Raw genomic sequence first — 24,747 nt, 5'->3', positions numbered from 1 at the left:
CGCGCGCCATGCCCAGGACCACCCCCCCCCACGTCCCCAGGAGCACGCATGCCAGCCCCCCGGATCACCCGTGTCCTCGGAGCGGGGCTCACCGCCCTGCTCGCCGCCGCCTTCCTCACGGGCCCCGCCGCCGCCGAAGGCGCGCCGCCCGCGCAGTCCCCGTCGTCCGCCGCCGCCGACACCTGTGCCCTCAAGCCGAGGCCCACCGGGAAGGTGCTCCAGGGGTACTGGGAGAACTGGGACGGCTCGGCCAACGGCGTCCATCCGCCGTTCGGCTGGGCGCCCATCGACGACCCGCGTTTCGCCGCCCACGGCTACAACGTGATCAACGCCGCGTTCCCGGTGATCCGCTCCGACGGGACGGTGCTGTGGGAGGACGGCATGGACAGCACCGTCCGGGTCTCCACCCCGGCGCAGATGTGCGGCGCCAAGGCCGCCGGCGCCACGATCCTGATGTCCATCGGCGGAGCCGCCGCGGGCATCGACCTGAGCTCCCGCGCGGTCGCCGACCGCTTCATCGCGACCGTCGTCCCGATCCTGCAGAAGTACAACTTCGACGGCATCGACATCGACATCGAGACCGGTCTCGTCGGCAGCGGCAGCATCGGCACCCTGTCCACCTCGCAGGCCAACCTGGTGTACATCATCGACGGAGTCCTCGCCCGGATGCCCGCCGGCTTCGGACTGACGATGGCGCCGGAGACGGCGTACGTCACCGGCGGCAGCGTGGCCTACGGCTCGATCTGGGGTGCCTACCTGCCGATCGTCAAGAAGTACGCGGACAACGGACGCCTGTGGTGGCTCAACATGCAGTACTACAACGGCAGCATGTACGGCTGCTCCGGCGACTCGTACTCCGCCGGCACCGTCGCCGGGTTCGTCGCCCAGACCGACTGCCTCAACCGCGGTCTCGTGATCCAGGGCACCACCATCAAGGTCCCGTACGACAAGCAGGTCCCCGGCCTCCCGGCCCAGCCCGGCGCGGGCGGCGGGTACATGGCGCCGTCCGCCGTGGCCCAGGCCTGGAACCGCTACGGGGGCTCGCTCAAGGGCCTCATGACCTGGTCGGCCAACTGGGACGGCTCGAAGGGCTGGACCTTCGGCGACAACGTCAAGGCGCTCCAGGGACGCTGAACCGCGCCGACCCCTCGCCTGTTACCCACTGGTAGGCAATGATGGTGGGCGACCATCCACACGGCCGGGGGCTGAGGCAGCGGTGACGACTTTCGACGAGAAGACCAGGGTGCACGCCTTCCGGGACGACGCCCTGGGGGAGCACGACGCCGTCGGGCTCGCCGACGCCATCCGGCGCGGCGAGGTCGGCGCCGCCGAAGCCGCCCGCGACGCGGCCGAGCGGGTTCGGACCGTCGAGGAACGGCTTCACGCCGTCCAGACCCACGCCGACGCCCCGGCGCCCGCCGCCGGGTCCGGCGGTACCTTCGCGGGCGTCCCGACCTTCGTCAAGGACAACACCGACCACCGGGGCCTGCCCACCGGCCACGGCAGCGCGGCCTTCACACCGGCGCCGGCCCGACGGGACGCCCCCTTCGCCCGCCAGTTCCTGAGCAACGGGTTCACCGTGCTCGGCAAGACCCGGCTGCCCGAGTTCGGCTTCAGCCCGACCACGGAGTACGAGAACGCCGAGCCCGTCCGTAACCCCTGGAACACCGGCCACTCCGCCGGCGGCTCCTCGGGCGGCAGCGCCGCGCTCGTCGCCGCCGGAGCGGTGCCGATCGCCCACGCCAACGACGGCGGCGGATCCATCCGGATCCCCGCCGCCTGCTGCGGGCTCGTCGGCCTCAAGCCGACCCGCGGCCGGCTCGTGCCGAACGAGCAGAGCCGCCGGCTGCCCCTGGACCTCGTCGTCGACGGCGTCGTCAGCCGTTCCGTACGGGACACCGCCGCGTTCCTCGCCGGCGCCGAGTCGTACCGGCGCAATCCGAAGCTGCCGCCCGTCGGCCTGGTCGAAGGGCCCTCCGGGCGCCCCCTGCGCATCGGACTCCTGCTGGACTCCCCGAACGGCGTCGCCTCCGACACCGTCACCCGGGAGGCCGTCACCGAGACCGCGACGACGCTCGAACGGCTCGGCCACACCGTCGAGCCGGTCGAGATGGACATCGATCCGCGCTTCACCGAGGACTTCCTCACCTACTGGGGCATGCTGTCGTTCCTCCTCGGCGCCACCGGCCGGACCTTCGGCGCGGACTTCGACCGGCACCGCATGGACGGCCTCAGCCGCGGGCTGCGCGCCACGTACCTGGAGAACTGGCACCGCACCCCGGGCGTGCTGCGGAGGCTGAAGCGCACCAAGGTGGCGTACGCGGCGGCCTTCCGCGGGGTCGACCTCCTCCTCACTCCCGTCCTCGCCCACCCCGCGCCGGAGATCGGGCACCTCGCGCCGACCGTCCCCTACGCGCGGCTCATCGAGCGGATCCTCGCGTACGTCGCGTTCACCCCGGTCGACAACGTCGTCGGCACCCCGTCGATCTCCCTTCCCGGCCCCCGGGCCACCGCCGGGGGACTGCCCGTCGGCGTCATGTTCTCCGGCCGCCCCGGCAGCGAACGGACCCTCCTGGACGTGGCGTTCACCCTGGAGGCGGAGCGACCGTTCCGGCGGATCCAGGACGCGTGACCATACGGTGAGCCGGCGGCCGCCTGAGGCAACCGGTCGAATTCCCGGACGCGGCCGAGGCGTCGCCGCGTCCGGCGCCGGTGCTTCCCCTAGCCTCGGCCGGAACCACCGGCCCGTCAGGAAAAGGGGAATCCCGTGCCCTCTCGGCTCAACCCGTACATCAGCTTCGACGGCGACGCCCGAGCCGCCCTGGAGTTCTACAAGGAGGTCTTCGGCGGCACCCTGGACCTCAACACCTACGGCGCCTTCGGCGAGGACAAGGCCGGGGACGCCGCAGACAAGATCATGCACGGCATGCTGGAGACCGACAGCGACTTCACCCTCATGGCCGCGGACGTCCCCCCGGGCATGCCGCACGACCCCGGCAACAACATCGCCGTGAGCGTGAGCGGCGAGGACGCCGACGAACTCCGCGCCTACTGGGAGAAGCTCTCCGGCACCGGCACCGTCGCCGTCCCCCTGGAGAAGCAGATGTGGGGCGACGTCTTCGGCATGTGCACGGACCGCTTCGGCATCACCTGGATGGTCAACATCACCGGCCGCGACAGGTCCTAGCCGGCGGCCCGTTCGGCCAGGCGCGCCATGGCCTGCTCCAGCTCACGGCGCGCCCCGAACGGGACCAGCGCGGCCCGCCCGGGGACGCGGACACCGCCGGTGAGCGCCACCCGGGTCCGGCCGCCCTCGTCCACCGCCGCCATCCCGATGATCAGGAACCGACTCTGCAGCCAGCACCAGCCAGGCCGCAGCACACCGTGGAAGCGCGCCCGGAAACCGTGACGGCTGCGGGCGAGCGCCTCCACCCGGTCGCCGTCCCGGCGCAGGATCCGCACCGACCGCATGTCGGGCTGGAACTCCCCGAAGCCGCCCTCCAGATCACCCATCACGCCCCACACCGCGTCCAGCGGCGCCGGCAGCACCCGCTCCACGATCCGCGCGCCCCGCACCCCGGCGGCCATGACCCGCAGCCGCCGCACCTGGTCGATCACCGGGCCGTTCCCCTCGCCGGTCGTCTTCTCGTCGCTCACGCGGACCACGCCTTTCGGAAGCTCTGTCGTGCCCGGTGCAGCCGGGACTTCGCCGTGCCCGCCGGCACCCCGAGGAGCGCCGCCGCGGACTCCTCGTCCATCCCCTCGACGTCCCGCAGCACCAGCACCGCCCGGTGCGCGGGCGACAGCCGGGCCAGGACGTCGCCGATGTCGGCGGCCAGCTGCGGATCCCCCCGTCCGGGTACGTCGGGGAGCTCCGCGGGCCGCGCCCGCGCCGCGCGCCTGGCGACCCGTACCGCCTCCCGTACGGAGATCGCCCGCACCCACCCGTACAGCGCCTCGGGCTCCCGCAGCGACCGCAGTGACGTGAAGACGGCGACCAGGGCCTCCTGGGTGGCGTCCGGACCGTCGTCGAGCGCGATGGGACCGCAGATCCGGGCGATGTACGGGGTGAGGTGGTCGAGCAGGTCGTGCAGGGCCAGGGTGTCGCCGCGCCGGGCGGCCCGGACGAGCGCGACACCCCGGTCCACGGGAGCGGGGGTCTCAGCGGGCGGCACGCAGGGCCGTCCAGCCGAAGACCAGGCTCAGCGGGGTGTAGAGCAGCGCGTTCAGCCAGGGGAAGGCCGCCCCGGAGCCGTCCCGGCCCAGCACGATCCACACCAGACCGGCCGCCCCGCGCAGCAGCATGCCCCCGGCCACGGCGTACGTGACGAGGCGCGGGATCCGGCGCCCGCGGACGCCGCGCGCGTGGGCGGCCACGGCGACCGCGGCGCACCCTTCGAGGAGCGCGAGCGGCAGCACCACCGAGGGCCCGAAGGACACGACGCTGCCCAGGACGGCCAGCGAGAGGCCCCGCTCGTCGGCGGCGGGCCAGGTCAGCCCCGTCGCCCAGTAGACGTGCGTCAGCGCGAGGACGGCGAGCAGTGCGGCGACGGCACGCCCGCCGCCGGCCGTGCGAGGCCGCTCGATGTCGATGACCGCCATGAGGTCCCCTCCGTGTCGGGATCGAGGTCGGGTTCGGGGCCGGCGCCGAAGGGCGTCGACACCTGAAGGAGGCCCCGGACCCGGCGAACGTTCCCTGTGATCCGGATCACGTACGGACGCCCGGGCGCCGGCTATCCGATCTCGACCACCCGGGCCCAGTCCGGCGGCCCGGCAGGGACGTGGTCGGGATCGTCCTCGTCCCACGAACGGAACCTCCGCGAGCGCGGGAACAGCCCCACCACCGTCCGGCAGGCCGGCCGCGCCGCCGGCCACGGCGTCTGACCGTCGGTCAGGACCACGAGCACGTCCGGGCGCGGGCGCGCCCGCAGCGCCGCGGCGAAACCGGTCCGCAGATCCGTGCCGCCGCCGCCCAGGAGCGGGATGCCCTCCGCGCGGCACAGCGGATGGACGATCCGCGCCGCCGCGTCACAGGGCAGCACGGTGACCAGGTCGCGCCGGCCGCCCACGGCCCGGGCGATCGCCGCGACCTCCAGGAGCGCGCTGCCCAGCTCGCCGTCACTGACCGAACCCGAGGTGTCGATGACGACGGAGACCCGCGGCGGGCTGCGCCGCAGGCTCGGCAGCACGGCGCCGGGCACCGAGGCCGAGCGCCGGGACGGCCGCCCGTACACGTAGTCGTCCCCGGAACCCGAACCGTGGGCCGCCGACCGGACGGCCGCCCCCAGCAACTCCCGCCACGCCTGCGGCGGATGGAACGCCTCCTCGGCCCACCGCCGCCAGCCCTGCGGCGTCCTGCCCGGACGGCCCGTGATCGCCTCGGCCACCCGGAACCGTACGGCGTCCTGCTCCTGGGCACTGAGCCCGCGGGCGCCGTCCGCCCCGAGGTCCCACTCCCGTTCCCGGCCGTCGGCGCCGCTGCCACAGTCCAGCCAGCCCGCGTCCCTGGTCCGCGGACCCAGCTGGAACTGCCGCAGGTAGTCCTCCATGAGCTCCCCCTCGGGAAGCCCCAGCATCCCGGGATGGACGGCCCCTTCGGGCCTCGGCAGCCCGCCGTCGAACACGTCGTCGTTGATCTCGCAGTCCGCTGCGATGTTCATCCGCAGCCGCTCGCCCGGACCCGTCAGACCGCGCTCCCGCGCCACCCGGTCGCTGCGCCCGTGATGGTCGCGGAGCAGGTGCGTCACCTCGTGCACCCACACCCCGGCGAGCTCGCGCACCGGGGTCCGGTCGACGAACGACGGCGAGACGTAACAGCGCCAGTGGCGGTCCACCGCCATGGTCGGCACGTCCCGCGACTCCACGGTGTGCAGGGCGAACAGCGCGGTCGCCAGATACGGCCGGACACGTACGGCGTGCAGACGGGCGGCGTACAGCTTCTCCAGGTCCAACGCGGCCACCGCGCTCACCGCCCCGCCCCTGCGGTCGCGCCCGCCGGCACGCGCCCGCCCGCCCGGTCCGCGCGCCGGGACAGGGACACGACACCGGCGAGCCGCTCGATCGACGCCGGAACGTCCCAGTCCTCCCGGCGCAGCCCCGCAAGCGTCGTCGCCGGCACCACCACCAGATCCGGTGGACCCGACTCCAGGGCCCGGGCGAGCAGCGCCCACGCCGCGTCCCAGCGGGACTTCTCCGGGCGCCGCGCCACCGCCTCCACGACCCCCTCCAGGGCCGCCAGGCGGCGGTCCCCCCGCTCGGGCAGATCGGCGCCCTCGGGATCGGCGAGGAGCAGTTCGGGATCCGGGAGGTCCATCCGGTCCAGCCAGGCCAGGAGTTCGAGTCCCGGCCCGTCCCCGACGGCGCCCCGGACCACCTGCGAGAGCACGTCCCGTGAGGCACCGGCGGCGGTCGCGAAGGCGATGAGCCTCAGCGCCATGTCCCAGCTCCGGGGCGAGGGCCAGGCACCGCCCCGCATCGTCTCGGCGCCGGGCAGCCGGTGCACGAGCGCCGGGCGGGCCGTCAGCAGACCGCAGACCGCCCGCCGGGCGACGTCCACGGCCTCCGTCAGCCGCTCCGGGTCGAGCCGGGGGAGCGTGGCGCGGGGCCAGGTGCCGCCGAGGCCGCGCACCACGACCTCGGTGTCGTGGGTCCACCGCAGATGGACGAAGCGGTTGGCGAGCGGCGGGCTCAGCTCCCAGCCGTCGGCCGCCGAGGACCGGGGATTGGCGGCGGCCACGATCCGCACGTCGGGCGGTAGGACCAGGGTCCCGATCCGCCGCTCCAGGACGAGCCGGAGCAGGGCGGCCTGGACGGCCGGGGGAGCGGTGGACAGCTCGTCCAGGAACAGCAGGCCACGACCCGCCCGCACCAGACGTACGGCCCACTCCGGCGGCGCCATCGGCACGCCCTGTTCCCCGGGGTCGTCACCGACGACCGGCAGACCGGAGAAGTCGGTGGGCTCGTGCACGCTCGCGATGACCGTGGTCAGGGGAAGGCCGAGCGAGGCGGCGAGCTGCGTCAGGGCCGCGGTCTTGCCGATCCCCGGCTCGCCCCACAGGAGGACCGGCAGGTCGGCGGCGACCGCCAGGGTCAGCGCCTCCAGCTGGGGATCGGTCCGGGGCTCGGTCGCGGTGTCGCGGAGCAGCGACAACAGGGCCCCGGCGACGTCGAGTTCCCCGGACGGGGGCGGGGTGGAGGGAGAGGCGGAGGACACGGGTGCGGGCATGGAGGATCACCTGGGGGAGGAAGAAGGGGAGACGGGGTCTCCGTCAGCGGGGCGAGGATCAGCGGGGCGAGGAGGAGGGGAAGGCGGACGTGGCGTGGCGCGGGCGCGCGCCACGCGCGCGCGTACGGCGGCTGTCCGGACGTGTTCGGCGGGTGGACAGGGAGGACGGCGCCACGAGCGGCCGGTCCGGCGAGGGGCCGATGAGCCCGGCCCGGTAGAGCCCGTACGTGACGCGCCGATCCGCCGCTGCCTCCAGCGCGTCCCGGAGCGCCCCGTCACGCAGCAGCGCGGCGGGACCGAGGAGGCCCTCGACGACGGCCAGCGCCCCGGCCACGTCACCGTGGTCGAGCCGCTCGCGGACACCCCGGAGGCAGTCCGGGCGCCGGTGCGCCTCGTCGACGGCCCTGACGCAGGGGAGCGCGGTGCCGGTCAGCGCGACGAGAAGCTCCTCGCGGCGGAGTTCGGCCGGGTCGTGGTCGAGCGGTGTCAGCACCCCGTCGACCAGGCCGATCCGGTGCACGGCACCCCGGCACTCGACGAGGCGCGGCGCCCCCGCCCGGTCGGGCGGCAGGGACGGCCCGGTCGGTACGTGGCCGGGTACGAGCGCGGCGGCGACCAGTGGGTGCAGACGCCCCGCCTCGACGAGACCGGCACGCAGCAGCTCCAGGTCGGGCGGCAGCCAGGTCGCCGCGTCGGGCAGGACGGGCACCCGGTCGGAGCCGCGCCGGGCGGGCTCGGTCCGCGGAACGGCCGGGGACGGCGGGCGGCCGGGCTCCTCGGACGGGTCGGCGTCCAGGAGCAACCGGCGCCCCCTGCCCAGGCGTACGGACACGGGGCCCGCCGGCCGGCCCTCGGCGCGCAGCAGGATCGCCGCCTCGTCGGCCCACCGGTCCACGGCGCAGGAGAGTCCGTCCCACGGCAGATCCGGCCCGGGCGGGGCGACGGACGGTCCGTCGGCCCCGGAGCGCGTCCGCAGTTCACCGGACCGGCTCGCGTCCCAGAGGTGCCGGTGCAGGTCGAGCCGGAACCGGGGGTGCGGATGCGGATGCGGAGGGGACCACGCGGGGCCGGTGCCGGACGGGGACCGGCCCCAGAGGGCGAGGCTGATCCGCTGTCCGGAGTCCGCCCAGGCCGGGGCGGTCCGGGCGACCAGACGCAGGGCGCTCGTGCCGTCGCCTCCGCCGGTGCCGTACCGGGAGAGGGCGACGGTGAGACCCGGGCGCAGCAGCCCGTCCGGGGCGATCCTCGGCATGTGCCAGCGCAGCAGATCCGGGGCGAGCCGGCGCAGATCGGCCCGCACGCGGGACGCGAGTTCCGTGCCGTGACTCCGTGCCAGTGCGCGGAGGTCGAGATCCACGTCGACGTGTGCGGCGGCGCAGGCCCCCGCCCAGTCCCCGGCCTCACGGCGGGTGGTCGCGGTCTCGATCATGGAGGGCGGCACGGCGAACTCGCGCACGCGCAGCCAGCGGGAGAGGTGGGAATCCTCGTACGCGGAGGGAGTGGTCATCAGCACTCACCTTGCGCGGACGGGACCCCCGATCTGTGAAGGAGGTGAGTCGTCATCGCGATCATCGTACGACGTCCCGCCGATGACGGCACGGGCTTTTTCGTGGTCACCCGTGTCGGCCAGTCCGTCACGTGCCCGCTCGTACGGCCGGGGATGGTCCACGGCGTCGGGCAGGGAGAGGGCGGTCCTGAACTCCTGGTGCGCCTCGGCGCGACGGCCCGCCGCCGCGTACGTGCTGCCGAGCCGGGTGCGGACCTCCATCTCCAGCCAGGTGCTGGTGTGTCCGGTGAGCGTCGACAGGGCCTCGTGGTGGGTGTCGACAGCGGCGCGCAGCCGGCCCTCGGCGTGCTCGGCGGTCGCGAGCCGGGAGAGGGCCGCCGCGCGGAGCGGCGCGTCGTCGGCCTCGCGGGCGAGGTCCGCCGCCCGCCGCAGCAGGCCGACGGCTTCCGTGGTCCGGCCCAGCGCCAGGAGGGCCTCGGCGACGAAACACAGAGCGCTGCTGATCGTGCGGGGCCGTCCGCTCCGCTCGGCCAGCGCGAGGGCGGCGGAGTACAGCTCCAGCGCCTGCTCGTGGCGACCCTGTCCGTGGTGGATCGCGCCGAGGTTGCAGCTCACGACGCCGGTCAGCCAGTCGTCGCCGAGTCCCGCCGCGAGGCCGGCCGCCTGCTCCAGGCACGCCGTCCCCTCCTCGACGCGGCCCCGCGTCCACTCGGCGACACCGATGCCGGCCATGGCCCGGGCCCGATCTCGCGGGCCGGTGTCGCCGGGGCTGAGGCGCAGCGCATCGGTGAACCAGGCGTGCGCCTGCCGGAACCGTCCCTGATGGACGTCGACGAAGCCCCTGCAGTTGCGGAGCGAAGCCGGCATCCGCCGGTCACCGGCCCGGTCGGCGCACCCCAGCGCGAGCTCCAGGACGGTCCGGCACTCGAGGTGCTGGCCGTGGCGCAGCAGGTGGTCGACCAGGGCCTCGGCGATCCAGCAGGCGTGGTCGAACTCCCCGGCGGCCACCGCGTACGCCACGACGTCGACCAGCTCGCCGCCCGCCGCGTCCAGCCACGCGGAGGCCTCCCGCCCGTCGGCGAACGGGGCTTCGGCGGCTTCGGGGCCGGTCGGGAACGCGTCCGGGCCCCAGTCGCCCGCGAGCCGGCCGGCCGCCGAGTAGAGACGCAGGACGGCCGCGCGGTCCGCAGCCGCCTCCACGGGCGAGGCGGCGGCGAGCTGCCGGGCGTGGACCCGGACGAGATCGTGCAGCCGGTAGCGGCCGGGATGCGGCTCCTGGAGCAGACTCGCGTCGACCAGGTCCTCCAGGATCCCCTCCGCGTCGGTACGGGGCCTGTCCAGTGCGGCGGCGAGACCGAGCCCGTCGAAACGGACAGTCGGAACCACCCCCAACGCCCTGAAGCCACGACGAAGTTCGGGTTCGAGCCGGTCGTACGAGAGCCGGAAGGCGGCCTCCACGCTGCGGTCCTCCGCGCGCAGCTCGCCGAGGCCCCGTGTGTCGTCGGACATCCGGCCGGCCAGGAACGCCAGGGTCCACGACGGGCGGTTCTGCAGCCGGGCGCTCGCGATCCGCAGCGCGAGCGGCAGGCCGCCGCAGCGCCGGGTGAGCTCCAGGGCGGCCTCGGGCTCGCGGTCCGCCCGCACCTCCCCGAGGAGGGTGCGGAGCAGGCCGAGCGCGTCCTCGGCGGCCAGGGGCTCCACGGTGAGCCGTACGTCGGCGTCGAGGCCGGGCAGCCGCTGTCGCCCCGCCACGAGGACCCGGCTCCCCGGTCCCGCGGGCAGCAGCGGACGGACCTGCTCGGCGCCGCGGGCGCCGTCCACGACGAGGAGCAGCCGCAGCCCGCTGGTGGCCGCGCGCCAGGCCGTGACCAGGTCGTCCAGGTCGTCCGTGGCGTCCGGGGCGTCCGGGGCCACGGGGAGTTCCTCGCCGCCGCCCCGTACCGTGCGGAGCAGTCGGCGCAGGGCCCGGTGCGGGCCCGCACCGTGCGCCTCCAGGTCCACGAACAGACACCCGTCGGGGTGGTCGCCCGCGAGCGCCCAGGCGGCGCGCACGACGAGCGCGGTCTTGCCGACGCCCGCCGTCCCGTCCACGGTCATGACGGACACGGCGCCGGGGTGGACGGGAGCGGTGAGGAGCGCGAGCTCGGCCCCGCGCCCGACGAGACAGGCGATGTCGCCGGGGAGCTCGTTGCGCCGGGGGAGAAGGGTCGCCCCGGGCGCACCGCGCGTGTCGCCCACGCCGACGGCGCCGGAAGCGACGGACTCGGCGGGGCGAACGGCTCCGCCCGCCTCGCCGGTCGGAACAGGCCCGGTGACACCGCCGGTTGAGCCCATCTCGGAGGCACCACCGGCTGCGCCGCCTCGGCGAGGCGCGTCCACTGCGCCGTACCCGCCGGGGCGCACGGTCCCTCCGGTGCCGGGCGTCCGGTCCGCCTCGGAGGCGTCCCGCAGGGCGTCGGCGGATGCCCGCCGGTCCCGTTCTCCCCGGCCGAGCAGCAGCGCCTCGTCCCGGCGCAGGACCGCCTGGTGCACGCGGCGCAGGTCCTCGCCGGGCTCCACGCCCAGTTCGTCGAGGAGCCGGTCGCGGGTCTCACGGTAGACGGCCAGCGCCTCGGCCTGCCGCCCGCTGCCGTAGAGCGCGCGCATCCGCAGTGCGGCGAGGGGTTCGTCGTACGGCAGGGCCAGGGGCGCCGCCATGAGGCCGTCCAGGGCCTCCGAGTGGCGTCCGAGCAGGACGAGGCACTCCGCGCGCTCCTGGTGCAGCACCCGGCGCAGCCGGGTGAGCCGTTGCCGCTCGGTGTCGGCGAGCGGCCCCGGCAGGCCGGGCAGGGGCTCGCCGCTGAGCAGCGCGAGGGCCCGGCCGCCCGCGTCGAGGGCGCCGGCGAGGTCGCCGGAGGACTTCGCGTGCCGGGCGAGCACCACCCGCTCGGCGAGCTCGGCGAGGTCGGTGCGGGCCCCGGAGGGCTCGAAGCGGTAGCCGCCGCGCCCGCCGCCGATCACAGACCCGTCCGGCCCGGAGTCCGCGGGGTCCAGTGCCCTGCGGAGCGCGTAGACGTAGCTCGGCAGGACGCGGTGGCCCGTGCCCGGCGGTTCGGCGCCCCAGACGTCGTCGAGGAGCTGCCGGTACGTCACGAAGCCCGGGGCGCGCAGGACGAGGGCGGCGAGCACGGCCTGGCGGCGTACCGGACCGAGGGGGACGGGGACGTCGCCCCGCCGGGCCCTGACCGGCCCGAGCAGGTCGATCCGCAGGGACCCGCCGGCTTCGGCCGGGCCCGCGCCACGGTCCTCCGGTTCCACACTCACGTCCACGCCCCCACGTCCCCCGTGCGCGCGGTGCCCGCACCGCTTCCCAAGACCTTCGCTTCAGCAGCATTTCATCGGCCTTGCAGCGGGCGGCGTCAGGGTGGGCGCCGTCGGGCCGGCTGCCGCCGTGGGGGCGGCAGCCGACCCGCGTCGTCGACAGAAGGAGTGAGCGTCATGGCACAGGCCGGCACGCCCGGCGCGCGGCCCACCCGCCGCGCCGGCCGTTGGGAGCGCTACCGGGTCACCCACCCGTTCTCGGCGCGGGACCAGGCGGGGCTGTGGGGAGCGATCGTGGGCGTCGTCGCGCTCGCCGTCCTGCTCGGCTGGGCGCTCGACATGAAGGGCGGCGTCGTGATCGTCGCCGCCGTCCCCTTCATCGTCTCCTGGTACGAGAACAGGCGTACGGCCTTCCAGTTCGACGCGGCCGGCGCCCGGTTCGGCACGGTCCCGCTGCCCTGGAGCGATGTCACGCAGCTCGTCGTGGCCACACCGGAGGGCGGCACGCGGGTCCTGATCGGCGCGCGGTTGCGCCCCGGCGCCTCCCTGCCGGCGGGCGCGGCCCCTGCCGCGCACGACCCGGCCATGCCCGCGCCGATCCATGTCGCCGTCCTCCGCGACAAGTTCGACCTGCGGAAGATGGTGGGCAAGGCGCGCAGGTACGCCCCCGCGCACCTGCAGATCGTCGTCGCCGACGCGTCCGGCGAGCGCGTCGCGGGCTAGACACCCCCCAGGGCCTGTCGTCAGGCGCGGAAGCCGGCCGGGCGCTCGGGGGTGGCCTCGGCGAGGGCCTTGACGACGGCGTCGACGCCGGCGCGCAGCCCGTACACGGGGGTTTCGGGCTGCTGGCGCCACGACTCGTCGATGCCGCCGGCGTCGACGGTGTCGAAGCCGAGTTCGTCGATCAGCGCGCGGACGGTGTTCTTGGCGGTCTCGTCGTCGCCGGCGACGGGCACGGCGAGGCGGTCGGGGTCACCGGCCGGGCGGGGCCGCTCCAGGATGTCCTGCGCGTAGGTGCCGTTGAAGGCCTTCACGACCGGGTGCCCCAGGTGGTTCTGCGTCCACCGGCTCTCCGTGAGGCCCTCGTCCTCGATGGCGGCGATGCGGCCGTCCCGCTCCTTGGGGTAGTAGTTGCCGGTGTCGACGACGACGAGGCCCTCGGCGGCTCCGTCCAGCACCTTCTCGGGCAGGTCGGGGATGTTCTTCAGCGGGATGGTGACGACGACGAGCTCGGCGTCGCGTGCCGCCTCGGTCACGGCGACGGGGGTCGCTCCGGTCTCCTCGGCGAGGGCCGTGAGGGTCTCGGGGCCGCGGGAGTTGGCCACGGACACGTCGTGGCCGAGGGCGGTGAGACGGCGGGTGAGGTTGCCGCCGATGTTGCCTGCGCCGATGATGCCGATCTTCATGAGCTGTCCTTCGTGGGTGCGGGCGGACCGGATCCTGACCGGGGCCAGCGAGCTCCCCGTCGGTGAGTCCGAACGCCGCGACGGGGGCGTTTCTTCCGAACCAGTGGAGCAGGAGGCCGGGGAGTGGTCGCACGGCGTCGTGATGTGGCCCGTGGTTCGGGTGATCCCGCACGGGCCCGGGTGCGACTCAACTATGTTGCTGTCGTGGACCAGTTGATCACCGAAGACCCGACACGCATCGGCCCGTACCGTCTGATCGCCCGGCTGGGCGAGGGCGGGATGGGACTGGTGTACCTCGGCCGGTCCGAAGCCGGGCGGACGGTCGCCGTGAAGGTGGTGCAGGCGGAGCACGCCCAGCACCCCGAGTTCCGCCGGCGCTTCGCACGCGAGGTGGAGGCCGCCCGGCGGGTGGGCGGGGAGTGGACGGCCGCGGTGCTCGACGCCGACACCGAGGCGCCGGTGCCCTGGGTGGCGACCCAGTACATTCCGGGACCCGACCTGACCGCCGTGGTGGCGAGGGACTTCGGTCCGCTGCCCGAGCACTCGGTGCGCACCCTCGCCAACCGGCTCGCCGTGGCGCTGCAGTCCGTGCACGGGGCGGGGCTGATCCACCGCGACCTCAAGCCGTCCAACGTGCTGGTGACCGTCGACGGGCCGCGCGTGATCGACTTCGGCATCGCGCGGGCCATGGACGGCCTGGGCGGGGACAGCCTCCACACCCGGACGGGCATGCTCATCGGCTCGCCGGGCTTCATGTCGCCCGAGCAGGTGCGCGGGCTCGAACTCACCCCGGCCAGCGATGTGTTCTGCCTGGGCGCGGTCCTCGTGTACGCGGCCACCGGCCGGCTCCTCTTCGGAGCCACGGACACCGGCCTCAGCGCCCACCTGTTCCGGATCGCGGAGGACGAGCCGGACCTGACGGGCGTGCCGGACTCGCTGGTCGATCTCGTACGGGAGTGCCTGCACAAGGACCCGGCGCGCCGGCCGACACCCGCCGACGTGGCGGCGCGCACGGTGACGGACCGAGCCGAGGAGTGGCTTCCGGGCTCCGTGCTGGCCCAACTGGGCCGTCGCGCTGCCCAGTTGCTGGACTTCGCGCCGGAGGCCCGGGAGTCGCCAGGGGCGCCCGAGCCGCAGGTGACACCGGTGGACCCGCGGATCCCGGCCCAGCACCCCGTCCAGCCCCCGACGTACCCTTCGCACCCCGCGTACACCCCGGCGGCCCCGGTCGGCGGGGGCGCGGTTCCGCCAGGGTTCGGGCCCGCCGTAGACGCCGTGCCCGGCGCGTGGGGAGCACCCACGGCACCCGACGGTCAGGCGGGCCCGTCGCCCCGGCGATGGGCGGGCCTCGCCGTCGCCGCGCTGGCGCAGTTCCTGGTCCTCGTCGGCTCCTCCGGCACGAACGCGGCGCTGCCGGTCATCCAGGCCGACCTCGGGCTCTCCGTCGATGACCTGCGGATGATGCCCCTGGCGTACGGGCTCGCGTTCGGCTCCCTGCTCCTGCTCGGCGGACACCTCACCGACCTCCTGGGCCGCAAGCGGGCCGCGATCATCGGCCTGGCGGGATTCGCCGGGGCCTCCGTGCTCGGCGGGCTCGCTCCCGCCGCCGGCGTGCTGATCACGGCGTTCGTCCTCCAGGGCGTGTTCGCGGCACTGCTCTCCTCGGCCGCGCTCGCGCTGGTCGCGGGCGGCTTCACCGACCCGAGGGAGCGCGGCAGGGCCTTCGGGGTCTACGCGGTGATCGCGGGTGGCGGCCTGGCCATCGGCACGTTCACGGGCGGGTGGCTGGCCGAGGCGCTCAGCTGGCGCTGGTCCCTGTACGGCACGGTCCCGCTCGCGCTCGTCGCCGTGATCCCCGCCGTCCGGCTGACGGACGACCGGTCCGACCGTGCCTCCGCCCGCCTCGACGTGCCGGGCCTGCTGCTCGGCACCGGCGCACTGGCCGCCCTCCTGCTCGGCTTCCACCAGGCCGAAGGGGGGTACGGCTCGGCGGGCTCCGGCGGCAGCGGCTGGGCCTCACTCCTGACCGTGCTCCTGCTGCTGCTCGGCGGGGCGCTCCTGGCGACCTTCGTGTGGTGGCAGACCTGGTCGAGCGGCCCGCTCGTTCCGGCGGGGCTCTTCCGGGACCGTGACCGCGCCGGGTCGCTCCTCGCCCTCCTCCTCGTCGGCGCGAGCACGCCCACGGTGTTCCTGATCCTGGTCCTGTACCTCCAGGGCGCCCTGCGCGACAGCCCGTTCTCGACGGGCCTCGCCGTCCTGCCCATGGCCGGCGCGGTCCTCGTGGCGGCCCTGGTCTCCGGTCCCCTCCAGGCCCGGCTCGCCGCGCGCCATCTGATCGTCCCGGGGCTCGTCCTCGCGGCCCTCGGCGTCGGGCTCCTGGCCCGCCTGGAGGCCGACAGCTCGTACGCCGCGCTGGTACTGCCCGCCCTCCTCCTGCTGGGACTCGGCCTCGGTCTGGCCCTGGGCCCGCTGCTCGCCACCGCGACCGGCGCGAACGGCCCCCGGGGCTCCGGCGGCACGGCGGGGACGGTCCTTGCGGCCCAGACCGTCGGCGCCGGTCTCGCCGTTCCGCTGTTCGGCAACGTCCTCGCCTCGATGATCTCGGGCAGCCTGGAGCAGGGTTCGGACATGCCGCCGCTCGTGGCGGAGGCGATCAGGAGCGGTGTCCTGATCGACCCGTACAACCTCCCGGCCTCCCTGGCCGGCGCGGTCGAACGCGCGAACGCGGCCGTCCTGGACGGCTACTCCGTCATCCTCTGGTCGGTGACCGGCCTCCTGGCCCTGGCGGCCCTCCTCTCGGGCCTCCTGGTGACGAAGAGGCCCACGGAACAGGCTCGGTAACTTTAGTTTCCATTCGAGGGCAAGTGAACTATGGTTGTCGCATGACGGTTCCTGAGATCACGCCCGAAGAGCAGACCGCGCTCGACACGGCCCTCCTCGAAGCCCTTAATCCGCTCGCCTCGGCGATCCGCTCCCGCGCGACCGGTCTCCCCGAACACCGCATGTGGGACGGGGACCCGGCCGAGGTGGCCCTGTCCGTACTCGCCACCTGGAAGCTCGTGGACGCCGAGGTCAAGCGTCTGACCGCTACGGCGGCCGGAACCGCCGGATCGTACGGCGCGAGCTACGAGCAGATGGGTGCGGCGTGGGGCATCACCCGTCAGGGTGCCCGCAAGAAGTGGCCCGACGCCGTCGTCCGCACCCCCCCGACGGCCCCGATCGCCCTCGAACTCTTCGGGGGCACGGCCGAACTCACGCAGGACACCGCTTCCGGCCGGTGGACGTGGACCGGCCGGGGTGCCGACGGGGAGCAGGGCACGGCCGGTGCGGACGCGCGGTACGGGACCAGGGAAGAGGCCGCCGCCTACGCGGGCGCCTTCCTCCAGGAGCACACCGCCGCCACGCCCTGACCGCGTCGCCGGTTCAGGGTCCGGTGCCGGGGAGGAACTTCGCGGACTTCTCCGCGAGTACGGCCGCCAGGTACGCGGCAGGGTCGTCGGGCCGCATCCGGGCCAGTGCCACCATCCCGGTGATCACGGCGTCGGCGACCTCCTCCTGGACGTGCTCCCAGCTGTGGCTGCGGCCCTTCCGGGGGTTCGTCGCCCGGACGCCGATGACGGCCTGGGCGGCCTCACCGACCTCCTCGGAGAGCTTGAGGACCTGGAGGGTCCACTGCTCGTCCAGCGTCAGCCCGCGCTCGGAGTCCAGCCGCGCGAACAACGCGGCGAGCGAACCGATCGTGTCCCACGGCGTGCCGTCCTTCATGGGCCCTCCCTCGTCCGTCCGTCACCGGGACCAACGAACGGGAACGAGGACGGACACACGGGATCGAGACGCTCCGGGGGATCCGGTCAGCCACCCCGGCGGATCTTCGCGGCCCGGCGGGCCTCGGCCGTCTTGCGGGCCTCGGCGGCGCGGCGGGACTCGTTCTTCGCGCGTCCCGGGCGGCCCGGGACGGTGCCCATGCCCCGGAAGGCCGCGCCACCGCGCTTGATGCCCTCCTGGCTCGGCGCGCTGCCGTCGACCGGTACGCCCGAGGGCTTCCGTGCGCCGGTGATACGGGTCAGCTGGGCCTCGCCGGAGCGGACCCGGGTGACGGTGGGCCGGATGCCCGCCTCCGCCATGAGCCGGGCCACGTCCCGGCGCTCCTCGTCCGTGACCAGGGTGACGACGACCCCGGACTCCCCGGCGCGCGCGGTGCGTCCGCCGCGGTGGAGGTAGTCCTTGGAGTCGGCGGGCGGGTCGACGTTGACGACGAGGTCGAGCTCGTCGACGTGGATGCCGCGCGCCGCCACGTCGGTGGCGACCAGGACGGGGACCTCGCCGGTCCTGAAGCGGTCCAGGGTCCGGGTCCGCAGCGGCTGGGACTTGCCGCCGTGCAGCGCCGCGGCCCGCACGCCGCTGCCGAGGAGGTGCTTGGTGAAGCGGTCGACGGAGGCCTTGGTGTGCAGGAACATGATCACGCGTCCGTCGCGCGCGGCGATCTCCGTGGCCGTGGCGAACTTGTCGGCGCCGTGCACGTGCAGCACGTGGTGCTCCATCGTGGACACGGCCGCGGCCGAGGGGTCGACGGAGTGGCCGGCCGGGTCCTGGAGGTAGCGCTCGACCAGCTCGTCGACGTCACGGTCGAGCGTGGCCGAGAACAGCAGCCGCTGGCCGCCGTGCGGCACCTGGTCGAGCAGCTCGGTGACCTGTGGAAGGAAGCCCATGTCGGCCATCCGGTCCGCCTCGTCGAGGACGGTGACGGCCACCCGGTCGAGACGGCAGTCCTTGCGCTCGACGAGGTCCATGAGCCGGCCGGGGGTGGCGATCAGGACCTCGGCCCCGTCGCGCAGCGCGCCGGCCTGCCGTCCGATCGACATGCCGCCGACCACGGTGGCCAGACGCAGCCCGAGGGCCTCGGCGTAGGGGGCGAGGGCGTCGGCGACCTGCTGGGCGAGTTCACGGGTGGGGACCAGGACCAGGGCGAGGGGCTTGCGGGCCTCGGCCCGGCGACCGGCGGTGCGGGCGAGCAGCGGCAGCCCGAACGCCAGCGTCTTGCCGGAGCCGGTCTGCCCGCGTCCGAGGACGTCGCGGCCCGCGAGGGCGTCCGGCAGCGTCGCGGCCTGGATCGGGAAGGGCGCCTCGACACCGCGGCGGGTCAGCTCCGCGAGCAGGTCGGCCGGCAGGCCGAACGCGGCGAAGGTCACGGCCGCCGGGGAGGCGTCCGTGCGGGGCGTGGTGTTCATGCGGCACCTGGTCCGTCGGAAAGGTCTGGAAAATGCGACGGGCCGGAGCCCGCACCACGAGGGTGGGGCTCCGGCCGCGTCGGACGTGTCAACGTCAGGCGGGGAGGATGTTCTCCGCCTGCGGGCCCTTCTGGCCCTGCGTGACGTCGAAGGTCACCTTCTGGCCTTCCTGGAGCTCACGGAAGCCGGAGGTGGCGATGTTGGAGTAGTGGGCGAACACGTCCGGGCCGCCACCCTCCTGCTCGATGAAGCCGAAGCCCTTTTCCGAGTTGAACCACTTCACGGTGCCATTAGCCATGTCAAATCTCCTTCGGGGCGTAGCCCTGGGGACCGCACTGTGCGGCACCCGGCGTCGCCGTGATGATTGCCCCGTCCGGAAAACTGCACCGAAAACACATCAAGTGCCTGACGATGTCGAATCGTCGAAGGCACTTGTCAGCTCAATGGGAACCACGACTGCAACTGATCACTACTGTAGCACGACGCTCCCGGTCGCGCACGAAGAATGCCCGATTAGTCCGTATAGCCGAGAGTCGCTTCCGTGCGGACGCTCCGTGAGCGCGCCCCTGGCCGCCCCGTACGGTCAGGACGAAGGTGACCGTGACGAGCAGCGCCCAGGCGCCGAACTTCGCGAGGGAGACCGGCTGCCAGCCGTCCAGCTGGTCCGGATAGCTCCAGGCGCCGACGTACGTGGCCGCGTTCTCGGCGACCCAGAGGAAGAAGCCGATCAGGACGAAGGACAGGGCCAGCGGCATCCGGAGGTCGCTCCCGCCGACCCGGAAGCGGACCCAGGTCCCCGCTGTCGCGGCCAGGAGCAGCGCGGCGAGCGCCCAGCGGGCGTCGGGCAGCCAGTGGTGGCTGAAGAAGTTCACGTACACGGCCCCGGCGAGGGCCGCCGTGACGCGGGGCCGGTAGCCCGTGAGCCGCAGGTCGAACAGGCGCCAGGCCCGGCAGACGTAGCTGCCGAGCGCCGCGTACAGGAATCCGCCGTACAGCGGCACCCCGCCGAACTTCGTCAGGGCGTCCTCCGGATAGCTCCACGAGCCCATCCGCACCTTGATCAGCTCGAAGAGGAGCCCGACGGCATGGCAGCCGGCGATCACGGCGACGTCCCGGCCGGAGTCCCAGCCGACCCGCCACGCGAGGACGGTGAGCCCGATGCCGTACAGGAGCAGCAGGTCGTAGCGGGCGACCGGCAGGTCGGGCAGCAGCGACGAGACGGCTATGCCGCCGACGAGCGCGAGGGCGAAGGCGCAGCAGCGCGCCTCCAGGACCGCGAAGCGCAGCAGCTGACGCGTTCCGTACGTGAACGTGTTCATGGCGGGAGGGACGCCGGGCGGCCCGTGATCGGTTCGCGGGCCGGGCCGGGCCGGGCCAGACGGAACGAAGCGGCGCGCCGCACCCCCGGACGGGAGGGTGCGGCGCGCCGCTTCGCTGTGCGAGGGGGAGATCAGACCGCCGGGGACGGGAAGGTCGGGTACTCCACGCCGGAGACGTGCTGGACGACCCGGATGACCTGGCACGAGTAGCCGAACTCGTTGTCGTACCACAGGTACAGGATCGCGTTGTCGCCGTCGACCTTGGTCGCACCGGCGTCGACGATGGACGCGTGGCGCGAGCCGACGAAGTCCATCGAGACGGCGTCGGGGGCCGTGGTGAAGTCGATCTGGCGCTTCAGCGGCGAGTGCAGCGAGACGTCGCGGAGGTACTCGAGGACCTCCTCGCGGGTGGTCTCGCGGCCCAGGCGCAGGCTCAGGATCGCGATCGAGACGTCCGGGACGGGGACGCGGATCGAGCTGCCGGTGATCGGGGCCTTCAGGTCCGGCAGCGCCTTGGCGACGGCCGAGGCGGCACCGGTCTCGGTGATCACCATGTTGAGCGGCGCGGAACGGCCGCGACGGTCGGCCTTGTGGTAGTTGTCCAGCAGGTTCTGGTCGTTCGTGAACGAGTGGACCGTCTCCACGTGACCGCGCAGCACGCCGTACTCGTCGTCCATGGCCTTCAGCGGCGGGACGATCGCGTTGGTGGTGCAGGAGGCGCAGGACAGGATCTGCTCGTCCGGCTTGACCGTGTCGTGGTTGACGCCGTGCACGATGTTCGGCACGTCACCCTTGCCGGGCGCGGTCAGGACGACCTTGTCGATGCCGGGGCGCAGGTGCTTGGAGAGGCCCTCGCGGTCCCGCCACTTGCCGGTGTTGTCGATGAGGATGGCGTTGTCGATGCCGTACGCCGTGTAGTCGACCTCGGAGGGGTCGTTGGCGTAGATCACCTTGATCGTGTTGCCGTTGGCGACGATGGTGCTGTTCGCCTCGTCGACCGTGATCGTGCCCTGGAACTGGCCGTGGATGGAGTCGCGGCGCAGCAGCGAGGCGCGCTTCACGAGGTCCTGCTCGCCGCCGCCGCGGACGACGATCGCGCGCAGGCGCAGACCGTTGCCGGAGCCGGCCTTCTCGATGAGGAGGCGGGCGACGAGGCGGCCGATGCGGCCGAAGCCGTACAGGACGACGTCGCGACCGTCGCGGCGCTCGATCTTGTTCTCACCGGTGGCGCCGGCGACGGCCTCCGCGGTGAACTCCGCGACCGAGAGACCGCGGTCGTCGGTCTTGTAGTCGGCGGCGAGCACGCCGATGTCGATCTGGCAGGGGCCCAGGTCGAGGGTCGTGAGCGTCTGGAGGAACGGCAGCGTCTCGGTGACCGAGAGCTCCTCGCCGTCGATCTGCCGGGCGAAGCGGTGGGTCTTGAGGATGCTGACCACCGACTTGTTCACCAGGGAGCGGCTGTGGACCAGGACGGTGACGTCCTGCTCCCGGTGCAGCTTCCCGATGATCGGGATCATCGACTCCGCGATCTCCTCGCGGTTCTTCCAACTGGTGAACGAGTCGTCATTGACAGTCACAAGATTATCTTTCGAGCTAGGCGGCGCTCATATGGTAACCCGTGGCTGGTTTGATCAATCAAGGGGTGCCGAACCGTACGATGGGGACCGTCGGGATCCGCCGCAGGCGGGCGGGCCCGCCTACCTTGATGCGGGGGCATGGTGGTGAAGTTCGGGCTGCTCGGATCGCTCGTCGTCCACGACGGGACGGAACCGCGGCCGGTGACCGGCCCCAAGGTCCGCGTACTCCTCGCCGCACTGCTGCTCCAGGCCAACCGCACGGTCTCCCGGGACGCCCTCAAGGAAGCCCTCTGGGGCGACGCGGTCCCCGCCAGCGCCGACGCCGCCCTCGCCAACCACCTCACCCGGCTCCGCCGCGTCCTCGCCACCGCCGACGGCGGCACCGACGAGCGCCTGCGCACCGTGGCCCCCGGCTACCAGCTGATCGTCCACGAGGGCGAGCTCGACGCCGACGCCTTCGAGACCGGGGTCCGCGCGGTACGCCGGGCGCACCAGGAGGAGGACTGGGAGGCGGTCCGCCGGGAGACCGACCTCGCCCTGTGCCTCTGGCGCGGCAGTCCGCTCGCGGATCTCGCCCCCTTCTCCGAGACCGAGGCGCCCGCACTCCGGGTCCACCAGCTCGCGGAGGCGCGCCTCCAGGCCCTGGAGTGGAGCTTCGACGCCGAACTGTGCCTCGGCCGCCACCACGAGGCCGTCGCCCCGCTCACCACCCTGGCCGGCGAGCACCCGCTGCGGGAGGGCTTCCACCGGCGGCTCATGCTCGCCCTGCACCGCTCCGGACGCCAGGCCGAGGCCTTCTCCGTCTTCCACCGGCTGCGCCGCAACCTGGTCGAGGAGCTCGGCACGGAACCCGGCTCCGCCGTCCGGGAGGCCTACGCCGAGGTGCTCGCGGGAGAACCCGCGCCCCGCCCCCGGTCCGCCTCCGCCCGCCCGCCCTTCCAGTTGCCCTGCGAGGGCGACGCCTTCACGGGCCGGGCGGCCGAGGTGGCAGCCGTCCGGGCCCTGCTCGGAGTACGGGGAGAGGGGAGCGCCGGGACCGGCCGGACCGGCCCCGAGCAGCCCGGAACGGGCGGTGACGGGGGTACGGGCCGGGGCGCGGGCACCGGCACGGGCTCCGACACCGGCTCCGGCGGCGTCGGCGCGGTCGGCCACGCGGGCGCGGGGTCCGGACCCGGCGGGGTGGGCGCCGTAGGCGGCACGGGCGCGGACGGCGGGCCGAGCACGCCCTCCCGCGCCCGGGCCGTCGTCATCTCCGGCATGGGCGGCGTCGGAAAGACCGCCCTCGCGGTGCACGTCGCCCACCGGGTGCGCGAGGCCTTCCCCGACGGTGCCCTCTACGCCGACCTGCGCGGTTACTGCGTGGGCGGGGCGCGCACGGCCCACGAACTGCTCGCCCGGTTCCTGTCCGACCTGGGCGTCCACCAGGACGCACTGCCCGAGGACACCGACGACCGCGCCCTCCTCTTCCGCTCGGCGCTCGCCGAGCGCCGAGTGCTCCTGGTCCTCGACAACGCGCGCAACGCCGCCCACGTGGCCCCCCTGCTCCCCGCCGGCGGGGAGAGCGCCGCACTGATCACCAGCCGTCAGCTGCTCGCCGACCTGCCGGGCTCCGCCAAGGTGCCGCTCTCCCCGCTGCCCGAGTCCGACCAGCACGCACTCCTCGCCAAGCTCGCCGGGTCCGCCCGGGTCCGCAGCGAGCCCGAGGCGCTGGCCGACATCATGGCCGCCTGCGGGGGCCTGCCGCTCGCCCTGCACATCGTCGGCGGCCGGCTGGCCTCCCGGCCCTCCTGGCCGCTCGCGCTCCTGGCGAAACGGCTCACGCCGCACCAGGGCCGGCTCGACACCCTCGCCATGGGGGACTTCGACGTCCGGCGCACCTTCGCCATGAGCTACGTGGCCATGCGGGACAGCGACCAGCCCCTGGAGCGCGAGGCGGCCCGGGCCTTCAGGCTGCTGGGCCGGGTGTGGTCGGCGCACGCCGTCACCCCGCAGTCCGCCGCGGCGCTCCTCGACGTCACGGAGCCCCGGGCCGCCGCCGTACTCGACGTCCTCGCCGACGCCCACCTCGTCCTCAACCCGGAGCCCGACCGGTACCAGTTGCACGACCTGCTCGGCGAGTACGCGGCGCAGCGGGACGAGGAGGACACCGAGGAGGAGCGCACCACGGCCCTCCTCCGCCTGCTCTCCTGGTACGCCGCGGCCCTCGCGGCCGCGACGCTGGCGGCCACCCGCGAGACGCAGTCCCCGCCGCCGCTCGACGCGGAGACCGTGAAGAGGCTTTCGCTGCCCGAGTTCGGGGACGACGACGAGGCGATCCGGTGGACCGCGAGGGAGCTGCCGGCCGTCCGGGACGCCCTCACCCTCGCCGGGGAGCTGGGCCGCTCCGACATCGCCTGGCGGCTCGCGGTGGGCCTCTTCGGGCACGCGAGCACGCACTGGTGGACGGGGGAGTGGGACGCCTGCCTGGAGCAGGCCATGCGGATCGCCCGCGCCCACGACGACCGGCTCGGCCAGGCGTGGCTGCACCGGCGCACGGCCGTCGCCCACGGCATGGCCTACCGGAACGAGGCCTGCCTGGAGCACCTCGGGATCGCCCTGGACCTCTTCACCGAGCGCGGCGATCTCGCGGCCCAGGCGTCGATCCTCGGGAACATGGCGGCGGTGTACCTGCAGAGCGAGGATTCCGCGCAGGCGCTCGTGCACGCCGAACGCTCCCGCGACCTCTACCACGAGGTGGGGAACACCCGCGGCGAGGCGCTCCTCCTGAGCCGCATCGCCGACGTCCGCAAGCTGCGTGGCGAGCCCGGACTCGCGGCCGCGGACTACCGCCGGGTGATCGAGCTGGTCAGGGGCAGCGGCCACGGGGTGTTCCTCGCCACCGTCCTCACCAACTACGGCGACGTGCTGCGCATCCTCGGAGAACGCGACGCGGCGTTCGAGTCCCTGGCCGAGGCGCTCTCCATCCGGCTCAGGATGAACGACCAGGGCGGTACGGCGGACTGCCTGGTCTTCACGGCCCGGGCCCACCACCACTTCGGGGAGTGGGAGGCGGCCCGCGAGACCTGGGAGTCGTGCCTGGAGCTCGCGCGCCGGCACAACCTGGCCAAGCAGGTCGACGTGTGCCTGGAGGGTTTGAAGGACCTCGCGTCCCAGGCCCTCCGGGACGAGCGGTAGAGGACGGGGGA

Annotated in this window: 20 protein-coding genes; 7 read left to right on the top strand and 13 right to left on the bottom strand. The window is 74.2% G+C overall.

Features of this window, described 5'->3' with window-relative positions; all coding sequences use genetic code 11:
* Window positions 1-48: 48 nt before the first annotated feature.
* The 3 genes from ACN9MM_RS05375 (at window position 49) to ACN9MM_RS05365 (ending at window position 3,187) form a co-directional block, all read left to right on the top strand.
* The gene (locus ACN9MM_RS05375) at window positions 49-1,134 is read left to right on the top strand and encodes a chitinase (RefSeq protein ID WP_426362551.1); all 1,086 of its coding nucleotides are present in this window, start codon (window positions 49-51) and stop codon (window positions 1,132-1,134) included.
* Window positions 1,135-1,216: 82 nt separating this feature from the next.
* On the top strand, window positions 1,217-2,632 hold the full coding sequence (locus ACN9MM_RS05370; RefSeq protein ID WP_426362550.1) for an amidase: 1,416 nt from the start codon (window positions 1,217-1,219) through the stop codon (window positions 2,630-2,632).
* 135 nt (window positions 2,633-2,767) lie between these two features.
* Window positions 2,768-3,187 carry a VOC family protein gene (locus ACN9MM_RS05365; protein WP_426362549.1) on the top strand — a complete coding sequence of 140 codons (420 nt, stop codon included), beginning with the start codon at window positions 2,768-2,770 and terminating at the stop codon, window positions 3,185-3,187.
* On the opposite strand, the gene ACN9MM_RS05360 is transcribed toward ACN9MM_RS05365, so the two are convergent.
* The 7 genes from ACN9MM_RS05360 to ACN9MM_RS05330 all read right to left on the bottom strand — a co-directional run bounded on the left by ACN9MM_RS05360 (window position 3,184) and on the right by ACN9MM_RS05330 (window position 12,041).
* A complete protein-coding gene (locus ACN9MM_RS05360; RefSeq protein WP_426362548.1) occupies window positions 3,184-3,657 on the bottom strand; it encodes a hypothetical protein in 474 nt (157 codons plus the stop codon). The genes ACN9MM_RS05365 and ACN9MM_RS05360 overlap by 4 nt on opposite strands.
* Entirely contained in the window at window positions 3,654-4,148 is a 495-nt protein-coding gene (locus ACN9MM_RS05355) for an RNA polymerase sigma factor (RefSeq protein WP_382871039.1), read from the bottom strand. Before ACN9MM_RS05355 ends, ACN9MM_RS05360 begins: the two co-directional genes overlap by 4 nt.
* A gap of 13 nt (window positions 4,149-4,161) precedes the next feature.
* Entirely contained in the window at window positions 4,162-4,602 is a 441-nt protein-coding gene (locus ACN9MM_RS05350; RefSeq protein WP_426362547.1) for a DUF3995 domain-containing protein, read from the bottom strand.
* 131 nt (window positions 4,603-4,733) lie between these two features.
* Window positions 4,734-5,969, bottom strand: a complete 1,236-nt coding sequence (locus tag ACN9MM_RS05345; protein WP_426362546.1) for a DUF2201 family putative metallopeptidase — start codon at window positions 5,967-5,969, stop codon at window positions 4,734-4,736.
* Entirely contained in the window at window positions 5,966-7,225 is a 1,260-nt protein-coding gene (locus ACN9MM_RS05340; protein ID WP_426362545.1) for an AAA family ATPase, read from the bottom strand. Before ACN9MM_RS05340 ends, ACN9MM_RS05345 begins: the two co-directional genes overlap by 4 nt.
* Before the next feature lie 58 nt (window positions 7,226-7,283).
* The gene (locus ACN9MM_RS05335) at window positions 7,284-8,732 is read right to left on the bottom strand and encodes a hypothetical protein (protein ID WP_426362544.1); all 1,449 of its coding nucleotides are present in this window, start codon (window positions 8,730-8,732) and stop codon (window positions 7,284-7,286) included.
* Window positions 8,733-8,738: 6 nt separating this feature from the next.
* Window positions 8,739-12,041 carry an AfsR/SARP family transcriptional regulator gene (locus ACN9MM_RS05330; RefSeq protein WP_426362543.1) on the bottom strand — a complete coding sequence of 1,101 codons (3,303 nt, stop codon included), beginning with the start codon at window positions 12,039-12,041 and terminating at the stop codon, window positions 8,739-8,741.
* 168 nt (window positions 12,042-12,209) lie between these two features.
* Here ACN9MM_RS05330 and ACN9MM_RS05325 point away from each other — a divergent pair, with 168 nt between their 5' ends.
* Window positions 12,210-12,755 (top strand): hypothetical protein, encoded by a 546-nt coding sequence (locus ACN9MM_RS05325; RefSeq protein WP_426362542.1) that lies wholly within the window; start codon window positions 12,210-12,212, stop codon window positions 12,753-12,755.
* 20 nt (window positions 12,756-12,775) lie between these two features.
* On the opposite strand, the gene ACN9MM_RS05320 is transcribed toward ACN9MM_RS05325, so the two are convergent.
* The gene (locus ACN9MM_RS05320; protein WP_426368680.1) at window positions 12,776-13,471 is read right to left on the bottom strand and encodes an NADPH-dependent F420 reductase; all 696 of its coding nucleotides are present in this window, start codon (window positions 13,469-13,471) and stop codon (window positions 12,776-12,778) included.
* A gap of 171 nt (window positions 13,472-13,642) precedes the next feature.
* Between ACN9MM_RS05320 and ACN9MM_RS05315 the strand changes: the two genes are divergently transcribed.
* Complete coding sequence (locus ACN9MM_RS05315; protein WP_426362541.1) at window positions 13,643-16,279, top strand: MFS transporter; 2,637 nt, start codon at window positions 13,643-13,645, stop codon at window positions 16,277-16,279.
* A 41-nt stretch (window positions 16,280-16,320) separates the two neighbouring features.
* Window positions 16,321-16,848 (top strand): hypothetical protein, encoded by a 528-nt coding sequence (locus tag ACN9MM_RS05310; RefSeq protein ID WP_426362540.1) that lies wholly within the window; start codon window positions 16,321-16,323, stop codon window positions 16,846-16,848.
* Window positions 16,849-16,861: 13 nt separating this feature from the next.
* Here ACN9MM_RS05310 and ACN9MM_RS05305 read toward each other — a convergent pair whose 3' ends face one another.
* From ACN9MM_RS05305 to ACN9MM_RS05285, 5 genes are all read right to left on the bottom strand, one after another.
* Complete coding sequence (locus ACN9MM_RS05305) at window positions 16,862-17,203, bottom strand: MazG-like family protein (RefSeq protein WP_426362539.1); 342 nt, start codon at window positions 17,201-17,203, stop codon at window positions 16,862-16,864.
* Between the two features lie 86 nt (window positions 17,204-17,289).
* Complete coding sequence (locus tag ACN9MM_RS05300; RefSeq protein WP_426362538.1) at window positions 17,290-18,666, bottom strand: DEAD/DEAH box helicase; 1,377 nt, start codon at window positions 18,664-18,666, stop codon at window positions 17,290-17,292.
* Between the two features lie 94 nt (window positions 18,667-18,760).
* Window positions 18,761-18,964, bottom strand: coding sequence for a cold-shock protein (locus ACN9MM_RS05295; protein WP_015031667.1), 204 nt, complete (start codon window positions 18,962-18,964; stop codon window positions 18,761-18,763).
* A 142-nt stretch (window positions 18,965-19,106) separates the two neighbouring features.
* Window positions 19,107-19,985: a DUF817 domain-containing protein gene (locus ACN9MM_RS05290; RefSeq protein WP_426362537.1), complete on the bottom strand. Its 879-nt coding sequence runs from the start codon at window positions 19,983-19,985 to the stop codon at window positions 19,107-19,109.
* Between the two features lie 131 nt (window positions 19,986-20,116).
* Window positions 20,117-21,562: a glyceraldehyde-3-phosphate dehydrogenase gene (locus ACN9MM_RS05285; protein WP_426362536.1), complete on the bottom strand. Its 1,446-nt coding sequence runs from the start codon at window positions 21,560-21,562 to the stop codon at window positions 20,117-20,119.
* A gap of 138 nt (window positions 21,563-21,700) precedes the next feature.
* Here ACN9MM_RS05285 and ACN9MM_RS05280 point away from each other — a divergent pair, with 138 nt between their 5' ends.
* A complete protein-coding gene (locus ACN9MM_RS05280) occupies window positions 21,701-24,736 on the top strand; it encodes a BTAD domain-containing putative transcriptional regulator (RefSeq protein ID WP_426362535.1) in 3,036 nt (1,011 codons plus the stop codon).
* Window positions 24,737-24,747 lie beyond the last annotated feature (11 nt).

The organism is Streptomyces sp. E-08, from assembly GCF_049913095.1.
GTDB lineage: Bacteria > Actinomycetota > Actinomycetes > Streptomycetales > Streptomycetaceae > Streptomyces.
The sequence above is the reverse complement of the archived record's forward strand: the minus strand, read 5'-3'. Positions and strand labels throughout refer to the sequence as shown.

Coding starts and splice junctions, on each gene's coding strand:
- ACN9MM_RS05305 (WP_426362539.1), bottom strand. CDS start 17,203: ATGAAGGACGGCACGCCGTGGGACACGATCGGTTCGCTCGCCGCGTTG.
- ACN9MM_RS05310 (WP_426362540.1), top strand. CDS start 16,321: ATGACGGTTCCTGAGATCACGCCCGAAGAGCAGACCGCGCTCGACACG.
- ACN9MM_RS05295 (WP_015031667.1), bottom strand. CDS start 18,964: ATGGCTAATGGCACCGTGAAGTGGTTCAACTCGGAAAAGGGCTTCGGC.
- ACN9MM_RS05325 (WP_426362542.1), top strand. CDS start 12,210: ATGGCACAGGCCGGCACGCCCGGCGCGCGGCCCACCCGCCGCGCCGGC.
- ACN9MM_RS05375 (WP_426362551.1), top strand. CDS start 49: ATGCCAGCCCCCCGGATCACCCGTGTCCTCGGAGCGGGGCTCACCGCC.
- ACN9MM_RS05290 (WP_426362537.1), bottom strand. CDS start 19,985: ATGAACACGTTCACGTACGGAACGCGTCAGCTGCTGCGCTTCGCGGTC.
- ACN9MM_RS05280 (WP_426362535.1), top strand. CDS start 21,701: ATGGTGGTGAAGTTCGGGCTGCTCGGATCGCTCGTCGTCCACGACGGG.
- ACN9MM_RS05335 (WP_426362544.1), bottom strand. CDS start 8,732: ATGACCACTCCCTCCGCGTACGAGGATTCCCACCTCTCCCGCTGGCTG.
- ACN9MM_RS05340 (WP_426362545.1), bottom strand. CDS start 7,225: ATGCCCGCACCCGTGTCCTCCGCCTCTCCCTCCACCCCGCCCCCGTCC.
- ACN9MM_RS05350 (WP_426362547.1), bottom strand. CDS start 4,602: ATGGCGGTCATCGACATCGAGCGGCCTCGCACGGCCGGCGGCGGGCGT.
- ACN9MM_RS05300 (WP_426362538.1), bottom strand. CDS start 18,666: ATGAACACCACGCCCCGCACGGACGCCTCCCCGGCGGCCGTGACCTTC.